The organism is Pseudoalteromonas luteoviolacea DSM 6061 (genome assembly GCF_001625655.1).
In the GTDB taxonomy this organism is placed as follows: Bacteria; Pseudomonadota; Gammaproteobacteria; order Enterobacterales; family Alteromonadaceae; genus Pseudoalteromonas; species Pseudoalteromonas luteoviolacea.
On sequence record NZ_AUYB01000098.1, the window covers coordinates 64,546 to 83,515 of the forward strand.

Annotated in this window: 14 protein-coding genes and 2 pseudogenes; 10 read left to right on the forward strand and 6 right to left on the reverse strand. The window is 41.5% G+C overall.

Annotation, left to right across the window (positions count from 1 at the left end; genetic code table 11):
* Positions 1 to 175: 175 nt before the first annotated feature.
* The 4 genes from N475_RS09030 (at position 176) to N475_RS09045 (ending at position 7,761) form a co-directional block, all read left to right on the forward strand.
* Positions 176 to 3,139 (forward strand): TonB-dependent receptor, encoded by a 2,964-nt coding sequence (locus N475_RS09030; protein ID WP_063365083.1) that lies wholly within the window; start codon positions 176 to 178, stop codon positions 3,137 to 3,139.
* Positions 3,140 to 3,232: 93 nt separating this feature from the next.
* Entirely contained in the window at positions 3,233 to 4,489 is a 1,257-nt protein-coding gene (locus N475_RS09035; protein ID WP_081232403.1) for a sugar MFS transporter, read from the forward strand.
* Positions 4,489 to 7,038, forward strand: a complete 2,550-nt coding sequence (locus N475_RS09040; RefSeq protein ID WP_063365084.1) for a glycoside hydrolase family 3 protein — start codon at positions 4,489 to 4,491, stop codon at positions 7,036 to 7,038. The genes N475_RS09035 and N475_RS09040 overlap by 1 nt, the downstream gene beginning before the upstream one ends.
* A gap of 156 nt (positions 7,039 to 7,194) precedes the next feature.
* Complete coding sequence (locus N475_RS09045) at positions 7,195 to 7,761, forward strand: hypothetical protein (RefSeq protein WP_063357141.1); 567 nt, start codon at positions 7,195 to 7,197, stop codon at positions 7,759 to 7,761.
* A 118-nt stretch (positions 7,762 to 7,879) separates the two neighbouring features.
* On the opposite strand, the pseudogene N475_RS26050 reads toward N475_RS09045, so the two are convergent.
* A pseudogene (locus N475_RS26050) lies at positions 7,880 to 8,163 on the reverse strand (sulfite exporter TauE/SafE family protein); the annotation flags it as partial.
* A gap of 184 nt (positions 8,164 to 8,347) precedes the next feature.
* Between N475_RS26050 and N475_RS09055 the strand changes: the two are divergent.
* Positions 8,348 to 8,860 (forward strand): annotated as a pseudogene (locus tag N475_RS09055) (putative oxygenase MesX); the annotation flags it as partial.
* 333 nt (positions 8,861 to 9,193) lie between these two features.
* Here the strand turns inward: N475_RS09055 and N475_RS09060 are convergent.
* Positions 9,194 to 11,197, reverse strand: a complete 2,004-nt coding sequence (locus N475_RS09060; protein WP_063365085.1) for an alpha-amylase — start codon at positions 11,195 to 11,197, stop codon at positions 9,194 to 9,196.
* A 235-nt stretch (positions 11,198 to 11,432) separates the two neighbouring features.
* Here N475_RS09060 and N475_RS09065 point away from each other — a divergent pair, with 235 nt between their 5' ends.
* The 4 genes from N475_RS09065 (at position 11,433) to N475_RS09080 (ending at position 14,152) form a co-directional block, all read left to right on the forward strand.
* A complete protein-coding gene (locus N475_RS09065; protein ID WP_227008403.1) occupies positions 11,433 to 12,113 on the forward strand; it encodes an alkylmercury lyase family protein in 681 nt (226 codons plus the stop codon).
* Positions 12,114 to 12,214: 101 nt separating this feature from the next.
* Positions 12,215 to 12,709, forward strand: a complete 495-nt coding sequence (locus N475_RS09070; RefSeq protein WP_063365086.1) for a 2-thiouracil desulfurase family protein — start codon at positions 12,215 to 12,217, stop codon at positions 12,707 to 12,709.
* A 492-nt stretch (positions 12,710 to 13,201) separates the two neighbouring features.
* Positions 13,202 to 13,783, forward strand: a complete 582-nt coding sequence (locus N475_RS09075) for a hypothetical protein (protein ID WP_063365087.1) — start codon at positions 13,202 to 13,204, stop codon at positions 13,781 to 13,783.
* A gap of 174 nt (positions 13,784 to 13,957) precedes the next feature.
* Positions 13,958 to 14,152, forward strand: a complete 195-nt coding sequence (locus N475_RS09080) for a hypothetical protein (RefSeq protein WP_063357136.1) — start codon at positions 13,958 to 13,960, stop codon at positions 14,150 to 14,152.
* A gap of 366 nt (positions 14,153 to 14,518) precedes the next feature.
* Here the strand turns inward: N475_RS09080 and N475_RS25955 are convergent, their stop codons facing one another.
* The 4 genes from N475_RS25955 to N475_RS09095 form a co-directional block, all read right to left on the reverse strand.
* The gene (locus N475_RS25955) at positions 14,519 to 15,091 is read right to left on the reverse strand and encodes a hypothetical protein (protein WP_193343312.1); all 573 of its coding nucleotides are present in this window, start codon (positions 15,089 to 15,091) and stop codon (positions 14,519 to 14,521) included.
* Between the two features lie 5 nt (positions 15,092 to 15,096).
* Positions 15,097 to 16,269, reverse strand: coding sequence for a caspase family protein (locus N475_RS09085; RefSeq protein WP_211270609.1), 1,173 nt, complete (start codon positions 16,267 to 16,269; stop codon positions 15,097 to 15,099).
* A 520-nt stretch (positions 16,270 to 16,789) separates the two neighbouring features.
* Positions 16,790 to 18,067, reverse strand: a complete 1,278-nt coding sequence (locus N475_RS09090) for an FG-GAP repeat protein (protein ID WP_081215964.1) — start codon at positions 18,065 to 18,067, stop codon at positions 16,790 to 16,792.
* A 150-nt stretch (positions 18,068 to 18,217) separates the two neighbouring features.
* The gene (locus N475_RS09095) at positions 18,218 to 18,547 is read right to left on the reverse strand and encodes a winged helix-turn-helix transcriptional regulator (protein ID WP_063357590.1); all 330 of its coding nucleotides are present in this window, start codon (positions 18,545 to 18,547) and stop codon (positions 18,218 to 18,220) included.
* Positions 18,548 to 18,636: 89 nt separating this feature from the next.
* Between N475_RS09095 and N475_RS09100 the strand changes: the two genes are divergently transcribed.
* Complete coding sequence (locus N475_RS09100) at positions 18,637 to 18,924, forward strand: YciI family protein (protein ID WP_063365088.1); 288 nt, start codon at positions 18,637 to 18,639, stop codon at positions 18,922 to 18,924.
* Positions 18,925 to 18,970 lie beyond the last annotated feature (46 nt).

An 18,970-nucleotide genomic window follows, 5' to 3' on the forward strand; every position in this document is an offset into this window, starting at 1 on the left:
TCGTTGGCTGACGCAGGCTTGGATGTATCAAAAATAAATGTCGTTATGATGTTTCCTGCATGGGGCACTGGAGAAGGTGCGGTTTACAGAGTCGATAACGCAGAAATCACCGTGCCGTAACGCGGCAAATACAAGGGGAATATTCCCCCAGAACACAGAATTTAGTAGGTTAGTTATGAAACAAGTTCAATTTGTATCTTCGCGCGTGGCTTTGTGTGTGTCATTAGCTCTGTCAGGGCAGATATTTGCCGAAGAGCAATCAGCAGCCATAAAGGCAGAAGAACAAAATACAGAAATAGAAGTGATTGAGATCCGTGGTATCAAAGGGAGCTTGACCCGTGCAATGAACCTTAAACGAAACTCATCTGGGGTAGTCGATGCGATTTCAGCTGAGGAAATGGGGAAATTCCCTGATACCAACTTGGCTGAATCTTTACAGCGTATTACTGGTGTTGCGGTCAGTCGAAGTAATGGTGAAGGCTCCCAGATCACAGTCAGAGGTTTTGGTCCGGATTTCAATTTAATTACGTTAAATGGTCGACAAATGCCAGGCACTGGTAACTCAAGGTCTTACAGCCTTGAGAATTTGTCTGCTGATGGTGTAATGGCATTAGAGGTATTCAAAACAGCACGCGCGGAAAACCCAAGTGGTGGTCTAGGTGCAACAGTGAATATCGTAACAAGAAAGCCTCTTGCAAGCCCCGGAGAACGTTATACCTTTTCTGCAAAGGCGATTCATGATTCATCCAATGTCGTCAATGACGATGTGACGCCAGAACTGTCTGCGCTGTATTCAAATACCTTTATTGACGATACGTTTGGAGTGTCATTTTCTCTCACACACCATGAGAGAGATTTTCAAAAACAGCAAGCGCATATTCAGGGTTGGCAAGCCAATGTTGATTTGCCCGGTAATATTGATGACAGCAAGGTGATCGATCCTAGGCCACTAGATAACGAAGGAAAACGAGTAGGAGATTACTTTTTTCCTAGAGACATAAACTATGGCATTGAAGATCTAGAAAGGGATCGAACAAACGGACATATTGTGTTTCAGTATGCGCCTACGGATGACCTAGTGCTCTCTGTAGACTATACCCATACCAAAGCCGTAACAGGCAAAAATGGCATTGGTTGGGGGATGTGGAATGAATATGGCGGCAATATCAATGCCTATGAGTTAGATGAAAATGGCACAGCGGTATTCGCAGACATCAGCGGTAATGATGGTTCTTTTACTGCGTCGCGATCAACAACCGAAGTCATTGAAAAATCAGCTGGAATCAATATTGATTGGCAAATCAATGACGCGTGGCACGTATCTTTGGACTATCACGACTCCTCGAGTGAAACTGATAATGGTGTAGATAAGGGGATCGGCAGTGAAGGGTCTTTAGTGTTGGGGTCAGATCAGCTCAGAACTAAAACCTATGATTACCGGTTTGGTGATATTCCACATGCGCAAATACATTGGTTGAATGGCTCTACAACACTGCTTGAAAGTGAAATTGACTCGCACTTTAGCCAGTTTGTTCACTCGCCCGGAAAGGCAGAGGTTCAGCAGCTACAAATAGATGCAACATGGGAAAATGACCGCTTTGACATTCCACTGATTGATGTCAAATTTGGTGTTGCTATGACGGATCAAACGATGGGCGGCTCTAACGCGTGGAGTGGTTTAATTGGCGGGTTTTTATTTAATCCGGCATGGCCGCAAATGTTCCCTGATAGCATGTTTAAGAGAAACAATACCAATGATTTTCTGGATTCATTTGCCAGCGGTGGTGCAAATTTGAGCCCGAATTACTACTATACCTTTGACTTTGACGAGGTCGTAGCACGCTCTGAAGCATTCCTTACCAATGACGTGCTCGGTGGTGACGATTATTTTGCCACTACGGCTTACCATGATTTGGGCAACTTTTCTCAAAGCTCTGTTCAAGAAGAGGCAATGAGCTTTTATGTTCAAAGTGCTTGGGAGTTTGAAGTCGCCTCATTCCCAGTTGCTTTAAACATCGGGATTCGATATGAAGAGACAGATGTAACAAGTGTTGATGAACAACAAATTCCGATTTCGGTTTGGTGGTTAGGTGGCAGTGAGTGGCACACACAATATCTCCCAGAGGATAATACTTATACTTCTGAAGGGCAGCATGATGTGCTACTGCCAATGCTTGATGTAAAAGTAGATATTACCGATGAGCTGGTAGGCCGAGTTTCTTGGGGAAAAACCATTACACGTGCACCTTTGGGAGATTTGGCGGGCGGGCGCGTGCTCTCTGGTAGCCCTAAAATAGGATCTCGCAACGGCAATGAGGGTAATACGAATCTAGAGCCATTTGAATCTACAAACTTAGATTTAAGCGTTGAATATTATTATGATGAAAGTAGTTATGCGGCAATAGGTTACTTTAAAAAATCAGTCAAAAACTTTGTTGGCAATGAGGTTAACAAAACAATCATCGATGGATTTAAAGATATCTATCAAGGTCCGAGATGGAACCAAGCTGTTGCCGATATTGAAGCACGTGGTGAAAAAGCATCTAGCGATGCGATTTTTCTGCAAATGCAGGCCAATGGCGCGACGCTTAATTCACAAGGTTACATAGAGCCCGCCGATGATGACCCGTCATTAGTTTGGCAGATAACTAAGCCATTTAATGCGACAGACACTAAACATGTTGATGGCTTCGAAGTGGCATTTCAACATGTGTTTGGTGAAAGTGGCTTCGGCATTGGGCTCAATGCCACATTTGTGGATGGCGACGTAGAGTTTGATGTGAATAGCTTAGATCAGCAAACACCGCTTACGGGACTAAGCGATTCTGCAAATGCACAAGTCTTTTATGAGAAAGATGGCCTGTCTCTCAAGCTGACTTATGCGTGGCGTGATGAATACTTGATAGGTGTTGGCCAAGATCAAGGTTCGGCTGATAATCCGCCACAGTTTGCCAAAACTTATGCACAGTTAGATGCCAGCGTAAATTACGACCTTGATGAACGCTGGACGGTTTTTTTTGAGGGCATAAACCTCAACGATGAAACTGAACAAGGCTTTGGTCGGTATGAACGACAGTTCTTATTCGCAAGGCAGTACGGTCCAAGATATACCTTGGGTGTGAGATACAGCTTTCAATAAATCTAATCACTTTTTTATCTCTTAGTTATTTTTAAGTATTGAGCATGCAACAGACGCTGTTGCATTGGCTCGATGCTGGTTGGAGTTTTTATTATGGCAACCGAGTTTGCTTCAAAAGCTGCGCATGTGGACCAATCTTCTGATTACCCAAAAAATATTGGTTTTGCACTCTCTGCGCTAACAAGTCTATTTTTCATGTGGGGGTTTATTACCTGCTTGAACGATATTTTAATTCCGTACCTTAAAGGGGCGTTTCAGTTAAGTTACACACAAGCGATGCTGGTTCAGTTTTGCTTTTTTGGCGCCTATTTTATTGTATCTATTCCAGCTGGAAATCTGGTCGGTAAAATTGGCTTTCAAAAAGGGATCGTACTCGGCCTTGCGATTGCTGCATTGGGGTGTGTTTTGTTTGTGCCTGCGGCAATTATCGGGCTATATGAAGTATTTTTGCTAGCGCTGTTTGTACTGGCGTCTGGCATAACTGTATTGCAAGTGTCGGCCAATCCCTATGTAAGCGCACTTGGAAAACCAGAAACAGCACCGTCAAGATTAACGCTTACGCAAGCATTTAATTCTTTGGGTACTACCATTGCGCCATTTTTTGGTGCTTACCTTTTGTTCTCATCAGAGCAAGGTACCGTATCGAACGGCGCCGAAGCAGTAAAAGTACCTTACTTAATACTCGCGGCAACATTGGCCGTGCTGGCGGTTGTTTTTGCTGTGCTTAAATTGCCAAAGCTTGTTGAATCAAAGGAAGAGTCATCAACGAACACAAGACCTCTGACAGATCATCCTCATTTGATGCTAGGAGCTATTGGGATCTTTTTATATGTGGGTGCTGAGGTTTCTATAGGTAGTTTTTTGGTGAGCTTTTTACATCAACCAAGTATTGCTGGATTAAATGAAGCACAAGCAGCCAAGCTCATTGCTTATTATTGGGGAGGCGCAATGATTGGGCGTTTTATTGGTGCTGCCGTGATGCAAAAAATTGCTGGTGGAAAGGTGCTCGCATTTAATGCTGTTGTCTCTATGGGCCTGATTATATTTGCAGTGAATCAAACTGGCGCACTTGCTATGTGGGCGATGCTCGCGGTTGGTTTATTCAATTCGATTATGTTTCCTACGATTTTTAGTTTAGCGATTTCGGGCCTAGGTAAAGATGCAAGTCGTGGCTCTGGTTTATTGTGTTTAGCGATTGTCGGCGGTGCAATCATACCTATTTGGCAAGGTATTCTTGCTGACAATATCGGGCTGGAGAGTTCATTCTTCCTACCCGCAGCGTGCTATATCTTCATTACTTATTTTGGTCTTTGGGGATGTCATAAAAAATCAGGTAAGGAGGCTGAGTAATGAATAAGTTGAAACGAAAAACAGTACTATCTGTTTGCATGGTAACTCTGCTTAGCGCGTGCGGGCAGTCTAAAAGGCTTGAAACTGAAACCGAGCAAGGGAAAGACCCATCTATTTGGCCCAATATTACCTCGGAGATCCCTGTATCTAAAGATGTTGAATTACGTGTAGCTCAGCTTCTTGCCAACATGACGATTGAGCAGAAAGTAGCACAGATGATACAGCCAGAAATACGCGATATCACAGTAGAAGACATGCGTAAATATGGATTTGGGTCATATTTAAACGGAGGTGGTGCTTTTCCTAATGGAGATAAGCACGCAACTGTGACTGATTGGGTTATGTTGGCGGAGTCTATGTATCAAGCGTCAATTGATGCATCTTTGGATGGCTCGACGATCCCAACTATGTGGGGAACAGATGCGGTCCATGGCCATAACAATGTTATTGGCGCAACTTTGTTTCCGCATAATATTGGATTAGGCGCTGCAAATGACCCTAAGTTAATAGAAAGAATTGCTCAGGCCACGGCCAAAGAAGTTCTCGCGACAGGAATAGACTGGATTTTCGCACCAACGGTTGCCACTGTACGAGACGACCGGTGGGGAAGAACGTATGAAGGATACTCAGAGGCTCCAGAAATCGTCAGAGATTATGCCTATGCAATTGTAAAGGGACTGCAAGGTGATGGGCTATCCAACGAAGTATTCAAAGAACAACATGTTATTAGTACCGTTAAACATTTTGTTGGTGACGGTGGCACAATTAAAGGTGATGACCAAGGCGACAATGTTGTTAGCGAAGAAACCTTGTTTAAGATCCACGCACAGGGTTACGTTGGCGGTTTAAAAGCCGGTTCTCAATCTGTGATGGCGTCCTTTAATAGTTGGCATGGCGATAAGATACATGGCAACAAATACCTATTAACGACTGTATTAAAAGAAAGAATGGGCTTTGATGGATTCGTTGTAGGAGATTGGAACGGTCACGGGCAAATCGAAGGGTGTTCCAATGAAAGTTGTCCACAAGCGATCAATGCTGGTTTAGATATGTTTATGGCGCCAACTAAAAGTTGGAAACCTTTATTTTATAATACCGTCGATCAGGTTGAAGACGGGACGATACCTTTAACTAGAGTAAATGATGCAGTAAGTCGTATTCTTAGGGTGAAATTACGCGCAGGTCTATTTAATAAACCAAGCCCTGCAATGCGACTTTACGCTGGCGACAGTAAAATTATGGGCAATCAGCAACACAGAGCGTTAGCCAGAGAAGCAGTACGAAAATCAATGGTTCTGCTCAAAAATAAGGCTGGGATCTTACCTTTATCGCCTAAACAAAATATTTTAATTAGCGGAGATGGTGCAGATAACATTGGTAAGCAGTCTGGCGGGTGGACCATTACATGGCAGGGGACTAATAACGCAAACTCAGACTTTCCGGGCGGTACTTCAATTTATGAAGGTATCAAACAGCAGGTGGTGAAAGCTGGAGGTAATATTACACTGAGTCTTGATGGTTCTTTCGCAAACAATGACAAACCTGATATAGCGATTGTCGTGTTTGGAGAAGAGCCTTATGCTGAAGGGCAAGGAGATAGGCCTCATTTGGCTTATCAATATGGGACAAACAAGGATTTGAAGCTAATAAAGTCATTGAAGGCGCAAGGTATACCCGTCGTATCCTTGTTTATCAGCGGTCGTCCTATGTGGGTCAATGCGCAGCTAAATGCCAGTGATGCCTTTGTCGCTCTATGGTTACCGGGCTCAGAAGGTGATGGTATTGCTGATGTGATTTTGAGAGACGGTAATAACCATATTCAGCACGATTTTTCAGGAAGACTTTCATTTTCTTGGCCCAATGCACCAACTCAACATGTAAATCGATTTGATGGACAAGCCCCGTTATTCGAATATGGCTATGGGCTGAATTATGCGACAACAGACACTCTGAAAGACAACTTGAATGAGCAGTTTGATATTAGCTCAAGTGTCAATGAAGTAGAGTTTTTATACGACGTTCAGCCTAAAAAGCCATGGGCACTGTACCTAACTGAACGTAATGAGAACAAGTTGGTTAAGTCGAATAGCGAGCAACTAAATGGAGTCGAATTTAGAACCATTGATCGTTTTGTTCAGGAGGACAGTTTTCAATTGTCTTTTACTAATTCAGATATTGCAGGAATTCAATTGCTCAGTAAACATGGCTTCCCAGAAGACTTGAGTGCATATGTAAAATCGAATGCCTACTTAACATTTGATATCTCTTTGAAATCAGGCTCACTTTCAAAAACTTCTATAGGGATGAATTGTGTAGGAGAAAAACAATGCAGTTCGCAAGTCAGTTTACCTGAAAAAATATTGAATGCGCTAACTGATGATTGGCAAGAGGTCGCTGTGCCTCTAACGTGTTTCGAGAGTCTAGATGCTAAGCTATCTCAGACTGTATCACCATTTAAGGTATCATTTGTTGGAGACGCGCAAGTCGGGTTGGGGAAAATAGCTCTACGTGCCACAGCTTCGAGTGCGATAGTCATTGCATGTGACTAAAGTGAGCTTGCTCAATTTTAATATCGGCGTTCAACAACCAATTGAACGCTGGTGCGTTTTTTGTTCAACAAAGTAACCTTTAATTGCAAAAAACGCATTTGCGTGGCATGGTTTAAAGTCAATTTTACACTGAGTTAGATTCGCAATGAGGATGCAATGACAGAAGAAGTTTTACCAAAGTCGATCACCGATGAGCTGGCAGAAATGCAATTTTATATTGTTTCTCCAAGAAAGTTTTGGACACTGAATATAATGACGTTCGGTTTTTACTCCGTGTATTGGTTTTTTAAACACTGGCAAGAATACAAAAAGAGCACTGGGGAAGACTTATGGCCGATCGCAAGGGGTATCTTTTCGATATTTTTTGCACATTCCTTGTTTTCTCTGATGGAAACAAAGTACGAAATACAACATAAAGCAAAACCAAGCCGAATATTTCATTACGCGACCTTATTTGTTGTTGCATCAATACTGGGAAATATAGGTAGTCGCCTTGCTGATAACGAAATAGGCTTGCCGTATACGATGTATTCTATGTACATAACTTTAATTATTTCAAGCTTTTGCTTGCACAAAGCGCAGTCACTGATTAATTTAGCCAGTGCGGATCCAAATGGGAATAAAAATGATAGATTCACATTATTGAATTTCGTGTGGATCTTTATAGGTCTTGTGTTTTGGATCTTCCTGATTATTGGTACTTTTGCGATTACCGCACAGTGATAGGTATATTCTTGAATTTAGGTATACGTTAAGAGCAATTTATAAAGGGCTCGAAACATAAGTACCAAGAAACGCCAAAAAAGGACCAGAATGTTTTGGTCCTTTTTATATTTGGTTGCTAGTTAAAAATCATATTGATAGCCATGATGACAAGCAACATGGCAAAGATCTTTTTAACTGTAGGTACAGGCAAGTAATTCGTTGCGTTAGCTCCAATGGGGGTCGTGAACCAAGAAGTACATACAATTCCCAAATCTATCTTTAAAATCAAATTGTCTGCTACCAGACTTATATAGCCGATTGAGCCAAACGGCGCACGATGCCGCATTCAGAAGTACATCTGATTGCTTTTTCCATGTTTGTAGAGAAGAAAGTCAACAAAGAAACCTGTAAAGCACGCCCACTACTTAATAGTGCACAGTATAAAATCAACAACAGTACTTCACTTATTCCATTCAACTTTTTTGCAATTAGAGGATGTAATGCTACCTGAGTGAAATAGTCATCTCAGCATGTTGCTTTTAAGTATATTGGTTATCATAAATGGGGGTTATGTATTTTAAAGAACGTAAGTGATTGATACAAATTTATTAATTCAGGTACATATAAAAATAACTTCAAAAAACCACCGGTTATTTGTTTGAGTGTTTCAGACAATAAAATCTATCATAAAACGGAGAATCAACATCCAGTACTCGGGTTTGAATATCTACCTAATGAGTCGTCTTTAACAGAGCAATACTTTAAGAAGATGGGGTTGCAGGTTCGCTATTTTATGCCGCCAAATAGCGTAGCGCCTTTTGCGTTCTACTTCTTTGGAGATTTGCTGAATGATTATAGTAACCTAGAATTAATCAGCACTATCAGTACCATGGGGACATTTCAGAAAATTTATCGTCCTGAAATTTATAACGCAAATGCAGTCGCTGGCACGTGCTATAAGCCGAATCTAAAAAACGTAGATTAACCTTTAACTCAGATTGTTTATGACCGAGAAGAGCGCAGTCGTTTAGCAAAAGAGCAGGGTAAGTTTGCAGAAGAAAACTTTATCAAACCTTACCAAACGATTCTTGAGCAGTGGTCAGCGAGCTACGCGTAATATTTTGATGAGAGAGTTAAAGTAGGGCGAGTGCTTAGTTTAAACTAAGTACACGTATGGCAGGTTTAGAAACGAAATTTGCGTTTAAGATACGCTCAATAGTTGTACCCTTGCTCATACTGTGGCTTAGCGCCATTATCGCATTCAGTGGCGAAAGGCGAATTAAGAGCACTTAGTGATGGTACTGAAATTGTTTGTAAAGAAATTGCTGCTTTATAGACTTTAGTTATTGAAGTTATTCAAAAAAGCAACCATTGCTCAGCAATGGTTGCTTGGGGCTGATAACCTAAGGGAGATTAATCGGTTCTCAGTCTAATTCGGTAACAAACAGACCTATAATGCTTGAACAAAATGCAGGTTGCTGCCAAATTCAAACATATTTAACATGCCACATTTTGCAAAGTGGTTATTACTGTTGTACGGGCGATTTTGCTGAGCAATATTATCTTCCCAGCCTTGGCCATTTTTAACGTATGCTTTAAGTTCAAACCAGCCTTGATGAGTTTTACTGCAATCCATCTCAACCTCTAACTTCCAATAGTGTGGTCCCCACTGATTTAGACTTGACTCTCCAAATCCATGTTGGTTATAGGTTTTTTTGGTGCCCCATTGAAGTGGCCATTGATTAGTCGTCCAATCTAATGCAGTGCCTTGCGCTTGGGCCGATTGTCCGCTCTCAGATGCTTGCCAATCTAAATGTAAGTCACCAGTTTTCCAAGGCGCGGTTGTGGTGTTGCGCAAGTTTAGATGTTTGATTGGAATTTGGCATAGATTAGGGTTGGCTTGGCAATCCATGCCACGTTTTGCTGCTTCACTGTGATCTAAGCCACCTCGAACAAACATGTCTTGCCCATCTTGAGTTTCGGCCTTAATAAAAACGATAGTGCGCTGCCAATCGCCTGTTGTTGGAAGCCCATCGGTAATACTATCGTGATGAATGGCAATCGCGTCCATCGCGCCCAAAGAAACTTGCGTATTGCCGTCTTGGTCAACAACAACACTTCTTCCTACGCATTGATTTGAATTTTTTCCTCCACTTAACTCGTCACAGTATGTTCCAGGTTTCATACCAGTTTGTAATTTTACTGACATGCTCGAAGACTCTCGGTTAATAGCAACAAATCCTTGATCACCTCTAGAAAAAGCGATTTGGTTATTGCCATTGTCCCACCAGTTTGAAGCAGTCCAGTTACCAGTTGTGTGATTTCTAAAACGCATCGCTCCTGCAATGAAAGGCCTTCTGTGCTCGCATTGCCATTGCTGAGCATTGCAGTTTAGCGTGTTACCTTGATGAACGGGGACGTTTGGTCCGCCTGCATCAGTGTCGCCATTAAACTCGTAACTTGACATCACCTTTGGGTAGCCATAAGGAAAAGCCAACATAAAGACATTTGCTAAGTCATACAGTTTTCCATCGTGAAAGGTAACAATTGAGCCTGCACCTCCATGGCCTCTTTGGTTGTCATGATTATCAGTAAATACCACTGCTTTATAACTTGGCATAAAACCCCATTGCTCGCCAAAAGACTTAAGCCAGGCAAGCTTGCCGGTTTTAAATGTTTCGCTTAGTTTAAGGCTGTATTTAAACTCAGTAACCAGCCCATTTTGGAAGTATTCAGATGCTTTTATGGCTTCACTGCCTTGATCTATAACTTCCTGGAATACAACCGACTCTTTATTTAATTTTGCTAGCACGTCGCCAATATCTGAGGGAGGCATATGTTTACTGGCATCAAGTCGGAATCCTGCAACACCCACTGAAAGGAGGTCGTTTAAAAAATTGGCTAGTTGAGTTTGAACGTAAGGGGAGTCCGTGTCTAAGTCGTGTAAGCCAACGAGTTCACAGTTTTGAACTCGCCACGCGTTGTTGCCGTAATCTGTAGGATTAATTGCACAGGTTTGATGGAAGTCATTTGGGCTATAAATAGGATATTGTTTATTTGCGAATGTACTTCCAGCTACCCCTTTACCACTTCCATGGGCCATATGATTTATTACTGCATCAACATAAATATCAACACCTACTGCTTTACATCTTGAAACCATGGCAATAAATGCGTTTCTATCTCCACCTCTACTGGTGAGTTGATAACTGACGGGTTGATATCGAGTCCACCATTGGCTACCGGTAATGTGTTCATTTGGAGGGGAAACCTGCACTGCTGCATAGCCTTGTGGACCTAAAAAGGTTTCACACTCTTTGGCTACATCTGGCCAAGACCATTCGAAAAGGTGAACAAATGTAGTTGGTTCGCCAACGCTGCTAGGTGCAGCAAAGGCGCTTGTTGAGGCAAGTACTGCAAAACTTGCGGCGATTGGTAATTTTATTTTATTCATTATTGTGCCTCTCATTTACATGAGATTTACAATATATAGTTCTTTGCAGAACATTCTATTGAATACGTATGCAATAAATGATTCTTATATCTACTAAAATCGATATATTTGAAATAAATATGTATTTTTAAGCTGGTTTTCAGCGAGTTTAGGCTTGTATATTTGAATTTTTCTTAGCAAGCGGTAAATTTAAAATTAATTTCTCTTTTGCAGAATTACTCAAGGAGTGTATACCTTGCTAAATAATTCAACACTGCATTTTCATATCATGAATAATCTTGTAGAAACAGGGCGCGCCCCTAAAATTTCTCAGATAGCTCAGGCTTTTGAACGATCGCCAGATGATGTCATAAGCGCATTGAAGGCGCTACAAGAGATACATGGTGTGGTTTTACATCCGCACTCCAGTGAAATATGGGTCATGCACCCATTCTCTACAGCACCTACTAACTTTTACATCCAGTCTGGTGACAAATCATGGTGGGGAAACTGTGCATGGTGCGCGTTAGGTGCTGCTTTTTTACTAAATAAAGATCTTAGTATTACAACAACGCTAGGGGCTGAAGGGCAGCAGGTAGTGATTGAAGTTAAAAACGGGAAATTAGAGCCGAGCAACCTCTATGTTCATTTTCCGATTCCGATGCAGGCTGCATGGGACAACGTGATTTACACCTGTAGCACCATGTTGTTGTTTGAATCACAGACACAAATTGATGATTGGTGTTATAGGCACGAAATAGAGAAAGGGGATGTGCAACCCATTGAGCATATCTGGGAATTTGCAAAGGTTTGGTATGGTAACCATTTAAACCCTGCGTGGAAAAAGTGGACTATTTCAGAAGCAAAGGCAATTTTTAAGCGGTTCAACCTTCACCACGAAATTTGGTCGCTACCTGATGAAAACAAACGTTTTTAAGAGTAATCGCACCAATAATTTGGTCGCATAAAGTCCGGTTAAGCCCTGATTTCTGTATCATAGTTGCGTATTATTAAATTTAGTCAGCGGAGTAAAAACGAGTGCAAAAAGTTTTCGTAAGTGCATGTTTGGTTGGTAATAAAGTCAGATACAACGGCAGTAGCTTATGTTTAGAAAAAACAGATAAACAGTGGTTGGACCTAAATGTAGAGCTTATGATCTTTTGCCCTGAAGTATCTGCTGGACTGCCAATTCCGAGAGCGCCTGCGGAAATACTGGGGGGTTATGGCAATGACGTAATTGATGGTACAGCACGTGTTATAGGCGATGATGGAGTTGATGTGACGAGCGAATTTCTGGTAGGAGCAAGGCAAGCTTTGGGGCTTTGTCAGCGACATGGTATTGAATATGCGATTTTGGCGGAAGGTAGCCCATCCTGTGGAAGTCAGCAAATCTACGATGGAACTTTTACAGGTACTAAAATCTCAGGAGCAGGCGTTACTGCTCAATTGCTGTCTTCGCATGGCATAAAAGTATACAGCCAATATAACGTTGAGCAGTTAATAAATAAGCTAAAAGGGGCCCTTGGCGAATAATAAGATGCTTGATATACCGTATTATTTTCTGAAAAAAATCCTGTTTTTAAATATTTAAACCCGAAGAAACTAGCAGCTAAGCGTTCGATGCAACTATCGCTGTAGCACAGATATCGATTGTTATGAGATTTGAGCCATAGAAAAAGAATCAGCGATACAAATAGGGGGTAGGGTGGAAGCTTGAGTTTGAGTTTCTTCAACAGACACGTTTTGTATATGCACTCAGTTTTTACAGTACTTACCAACTTTTACATTCAAGCAGGCAAAAATCATCATTGTTGATTGTAACCTTTTTGATAGGCCAAAGGGTTTATGTTTACAACGGCGTTAGGCATCGAGGTGGCTAGTGAAGTTAAATTGATAAATTTAAATGGCGCAATTGTATTTCGCTCGTCTTATTTTTGCATTTAATAGAACATATCTTAAAAGGTGACAACCGTATAGCTGCTTGTTATTGTGAAAAATAAAAACTTATAAGAATAAGGAGAATCAATGTATAAATATCTAATTATGTTAGTGTTGCTTATTAGCGGCTGTACAGCGAGCTTGTGGGAGCCTGAATATCAAAGAGAAAGTCTTAACGGGTTTTATGTTAAAAGTGATACCCGCGAGCTATTTGTAACAACGACAGAAACAGCCTATCTATTGGCGATTGATGAGGCATTTGGGGAAGCCCTAAAGTTGTCTCGTCAGGTAGAGTTTATTCCTCATTTCGATGACTTTAAGCTTGATAGTAAAAATAGAGTGAAAGGCAGCGTTACTTTAACTGTTGCAGAGAAAGAATTGTCACCAAAGTTAGTTTCTCACCTAGAATCACTAGGCTTTACCAAGAACAACCCTGAAGAAAAATTACAATTAAAACGCCAAGTAACTGGAAAGCGTTATCTAATAGAAGGGGAACTTCCACTTGAAAAATTGCAAAATGAATATCCTATATTAATAGCGCAACCTCGAACATTTACTCAAACAGCCGGAAGAATAATTGCGACGCCGGCTACGATAACAATCGATGCTGTTGTCACTGTACCTGCGGTTTTCTTGGCAGCGACTATTATGGCCGCTGGTTCTCCTTAAAGTGCAGTTTGTCATGCTGTAAAAGCCAATTTTAGGAATTTATTAATAAGGTTCTGGTTCACAATTGACAATGATGTTGTTTGTTTTTAAGACGGCTTTGATAGCGTGGCTTGCTTTCTTTTTATAAGATGTAACGGTCGAAAGCGTATATATTTATACTGACAAGGAAATAGAATGGACTCAAAAAAACAATGGAAGTCAATGAGTGTTGTAGGCGCAGTACTAGTTGCCAATGGTGTTGTCTTTTCGATTATTGCACTCTCTTTGCAATCATTCTCCTTTTGGGGACCTGCATTAGGTTGCGTTGGAGCTGGGATCCCACTGTTGGTGCTTGGATTATCTAATCAAAATAAATCAAAGGCGAGCTGAAAAAGCTCAAGAACAGTGTGCATGTTTTGAGGTGCTAGGTAACTGTTAAATGAGTATGCACACATGATATTCTGGGATGAATGATGATTGCTGTTTACGGTATTGAAGCACAATTGAACCCTATCAAAGCGCGGTTATCTAATATAATACAAGCGACTTTGACACAAGTAATAGGTTTGCCAGAAGATAAGCGCGCGCAGCGCAGCCGTCTGAAAAACATCATGAATTTACTTTGAGATAACCAGGCTTTCCGTGTTGTTCCAGCGATCTAAATTCAAATATTTCACCTAAAACCGTAACGCCGTGCTCTGCAGCAAATTTGGAGCGCAGCGGAAAATTTGTCCGACAGCAGCGACTTGTTAGAGCTTAGAACCATCGCAGATTTGCCAAAATTTCATTTTTATATTGTTCAGCCACTTCTTCGAACCTTTCATACCGGCCGCCGAACATGCCGGCTTTAATTGGCCCCCAATTGTTTTTGCTACGAGCGGCTTCTTTTCTCAATTTTTCAAATGGAGAGGTTCCATGCCTGCGGTTTTTCCAGCCAAATCTCCCTAAAGGGCCCCATACGTATCTATCGTCTTGCTTATTAAGATCAGCCACAACTAACGCAAATAATATTTCGAACTCATCAAATAGTTCCTCGTAGCCCTTGCCAAGAAAAAGCATATCATCCAGCTCTGGTTGAATTAGCTTATATAGGTACTCACTAATTGGTGTGTAGTTTCGTTCATGGTCAGGAATTCTTTTGAAAACGTCAACTAATTCGTCTGCAGCGTTAGCAACTCTAAGAGCAAAAAATGGATCTTTGTTATCGTAATCAGAGAAACCAAGTTTAGTGTAAAAAATTGACGCAAGACTCTTGTAGTTTTTTCCTTCTAATGCAGCGATCCCTGCATGGTACATTACCAAAAGAAGCGGGTACCATCTAAGGTTCACCCATGCTACCCCCCCCCCCCGCGACTCTCAAGTAAACGATCGCAAGACCTTGAGATGATTTTCGTAAGTGAACCCAACTGTTCTTCACTTGCCCAATAAGACAAGCAAGCCAAAATCATTGAAAGATCTTTGGTGTGAAGCTCATAGGATGAAATACGTTCAAGAAGCTCATCATTAGAAAAGCTAACGCTAGTGGCAAAGCTATCTTCGCTTGTTGCGGATAAGAATCGACGAACTTCTTCGATTGCAAAATCATGGAGTTTAATCTGTGAGTTAACTGAAGATATCAATTCTTTGGTGTATTCGATTTTTTCATCTGTTGTCTTTGAAGTCCTTATTTCATCTACATAAGGTATTGTAATGAGTTCATCTGTATCCCTAGTTTCATCATCTTTTGTATTTTCGCTAACGGGCATTGTTACGATAAAGTCGCCGTCGCCGTCAAACTGACCATAATGTGGTGTTTGCTCCGACTTTATGTCATTCGCTACTTTTGAATAAACGTACGCCATTAAACCGCTAGCAGTGATAACTCCATATTCATTCGCAGCTTTGCCCCTAATCCCTTCAATAAAGTGACCGGTAAAAATTGAATGATTAGGCAAAGGACCACCTGCGTCCGCTACGACTTCGTTTGCCTTACCAGCAGTAATTACTTGCCTAGAAAACCTCTGGTACATATCTCTTAGAAATCTGCTGCTACCAGGTCTTAGGTCTCTATGTACAGCAAGCCCCCCATAACAAGCGTCCATTACAAAAAGTATATGCTTGGCTCTAATTAATTCAGCGTTTCGTGTTAGCTCGTCCCAACGGATGAAAGTCGAGTAATCATTCATATCTGCATCAAAGGGAACTAAATAGCCGACTTCGCCTTTTATTCCAGCTTTTGTATGGCCGTGACCAGCAAAGAAGACAAATAAACGGTCGTCTACTTTAACGTCGTCTTTTGTAAATCGTAGAAATGATTTTAGGATATTCGATTTTGTCGCATCTTGATCTGCAAGGTATGAAACATTCTGGTCTTCGAAACCAAGTTCATCTATGAGAATTTTCCGCACTTCATCAGCATCGCTCACCGCATACCCTAAGGGAGAAGCATTTGCATATTGGTTTATCCCTATAACCAATGCTCTGCTGGTCTCATACTTTTGCTGAAGTATATATTTCAAATCACGCACTGAATTTATTCCTTGTGTGCTCTAATAGCTTATTTTTTCCACTTTTGTAGTTTATAACACACCAAAGCGGCTCATATTACATACCTTCATAATTCCACTAACAATTGCTAATGTAAACAGGCATATAACATAGTGGCAAATTCCAGTTTGCCACTTTCCCCCAAAACGGTTAGTAGTAACGTAATAGGACAAAATCAGGTTCTTTGTAAAACTGCATAACTTTGCTCTCTACCAACGGCCGTTCCTCGCTCAAAACAGGCCTTTAGTATATTAACGTTAACTCACAATGGGGTAGGAATTAGTTAGCTGAACGATCGCTTTCTAGAGTGAAGCTAACATGGCCATATAATGACTACCGTCTCTTAAACGCTCATAGCTGTTTGTTAGATGAAGTCTTAACCTATTCATCGAAACTGTAAGAACAGGTATGAGCAAGTACAGGTAAACGTATAAATTTAAGAGACTTAGCTGGCATTATTACATGTGCGCAATTCTAGAATTGCGCTCTGTGGACTCTAGCCTATTTTTGAGGAATAAAGGCTTTCGTAGCATCCTGATCTTTAAATGAAGACTTTGGTACAGAAAAGTCGAAGATGTATGCAGCACCTGAACCATTACCATTGTCGTCTCGGTGGGGGGTAGCTACAATAGCAGTAGTGTCCGACACGGCGACGTTCCAGCCAAACCTATCTTCAGGGGCACCGTCTGGTGCGAATACTTTCGAATTGAATCGCCATTTGCCAAGGTGCTTTTTAAATATATAAAGTACGCCTGCGTTATTGCCTTTTGCATCATGGTGCATAGCTGTAATGTAAGCTGTATCTTCAGACAAAGCGACTCCTCGAGCAAACCTATCATCAGCCTGACCGTCAGGCGCTATTAGCTTTTGCTTTTGAATCCATTTACCGTGTGAACGCTGGAATATGTAAGCAGACCCCGCGTCAATACCGGCACTTTTAATATCGTCTCTTCTGGCAGAGATTAAAGCTGTATCCTTAATAAGTGCGACCCTGACACCAAAAATATCTGTATCTGCGCCATCTGCTGCGACCAACTTGGCTTGTTGATTCCATTGCTTACCATTAAACACATAGACATATACTGCGCCTGCTTTTTCTGCTACCTGATCATGTAGATCTGCGCCGACTAAAATTGTGTCGTTATCTATGGCGACACTTATGCCAAATAGATCTCCTTGGGCGCCGTCTTTTGCAGTGAGCTTGGCTTTGAATTCCCACTTGTTATTTATTCGTTCATATACATACGCAGAGCCAGAGTCGATGTGTGGTGCGTCGCTGTGGGGCGCGCCTATCACGAGAAACCTTTCCGTGAGCGCGATGCTCTGTCCAAATGCGTCTCCAGACTTTGCATCAATTGCAGTTATGATCTGGGTTTGAGACCAGGATTTATTATGTCGTTCAAAGGCTACTACCGCACCAGCATCTTCGCCTTTATCATCTCGTTTAATGACGCCAAGCAGGGCACTATTATTTTTCAATGCAACATTGCCACCAACGGTATCATTCGCATAAGCGGGGTTGGCAATCAGTTTAGCCTGTTGTTGCCAACCATTTGGACCAAGTGAATATACATAAGCAGCGCCAGAGTCAGTAATTTGCTGAGTATCGGATTTGTGTGCGCCAACCAAAGCGGTTGTGCCATCGATTGCGACGCTAAAAGCAAACTGATCCTCCGCTTTTCCATCATCGGGCAAGAGCTTTTGTGTACCTGCATAAGTGCAACTCATGGCAATGAGTGCAATTGAGGAGAAGAATTTATAAGTTGAACTAAGTGTCATTACTACTTTCCTTGTGTTCTTTTTTTATTCTCAGGATACATTATTGGACGGGCTAAAACATAACAAGTAATAATCGATGAAGAAACAATTTTTATCTGATTATTATATAAAAACCAGTTGGTTAGTAAGCTAATTTGAACCAAGTGGGTGTTATTTTGATAGCTGCTCCTTCCATTGAGCAGACCAATCTCTCAACGGATCTAACGTTTCCATGAGCGAGGTGCCCAGTGCGGTCAGTTTATAACCTTCTGGTGAAGAGATAACCAGTTTGGCGTCTGTCAATTGTTTGATTCGAGTATTAAGAACAGAGGGCGACATACCATCACAACTCTGTTGTAAAGCTCTAAAACTCAGAGAAGTTTTGTGTAACTCCCATAAGATTCTCATATTCCACTTACGTCCAAGGAGGTCAAATACAGCCATGATGGCGACACCAGAACTTGAACCTCTCACTGATTTATTTGGTAATGGGGTAGTCATAACTCTTGCGCTTCTAAAATAGTAGCGATACGATTCGCTACGAAATAAGTAGCAACTCTATATGAACCAGTAAAAAAAGCGAGGGATTTATGTTTCTAGTTGATATGAACTTTGTAGATTTGGAAAAGATCACACCGGAGTTAACTGAGCAGCACAAATGTTATCTGGCAAAGCAATATGAAGCTAATACGCTCATGTTTGGGGGTCGAAAAGTACCCCGAACAGGTGGCATACTGATTTCAATGCATGATAATGAGCAGCAAATTAAAGAAGTGTTAGCTTCAGACCCATTCGTCCAAAGTGGCGCTGTCACTTATACGATTACTGAATTCGTGCCTGTTATGGCCTCTCGAGACTATGCGCACCTTCTGGCATAGTACTTAGTTATATTTCTTCGGGTTCATCAAGTTTTGAACCCGTTAT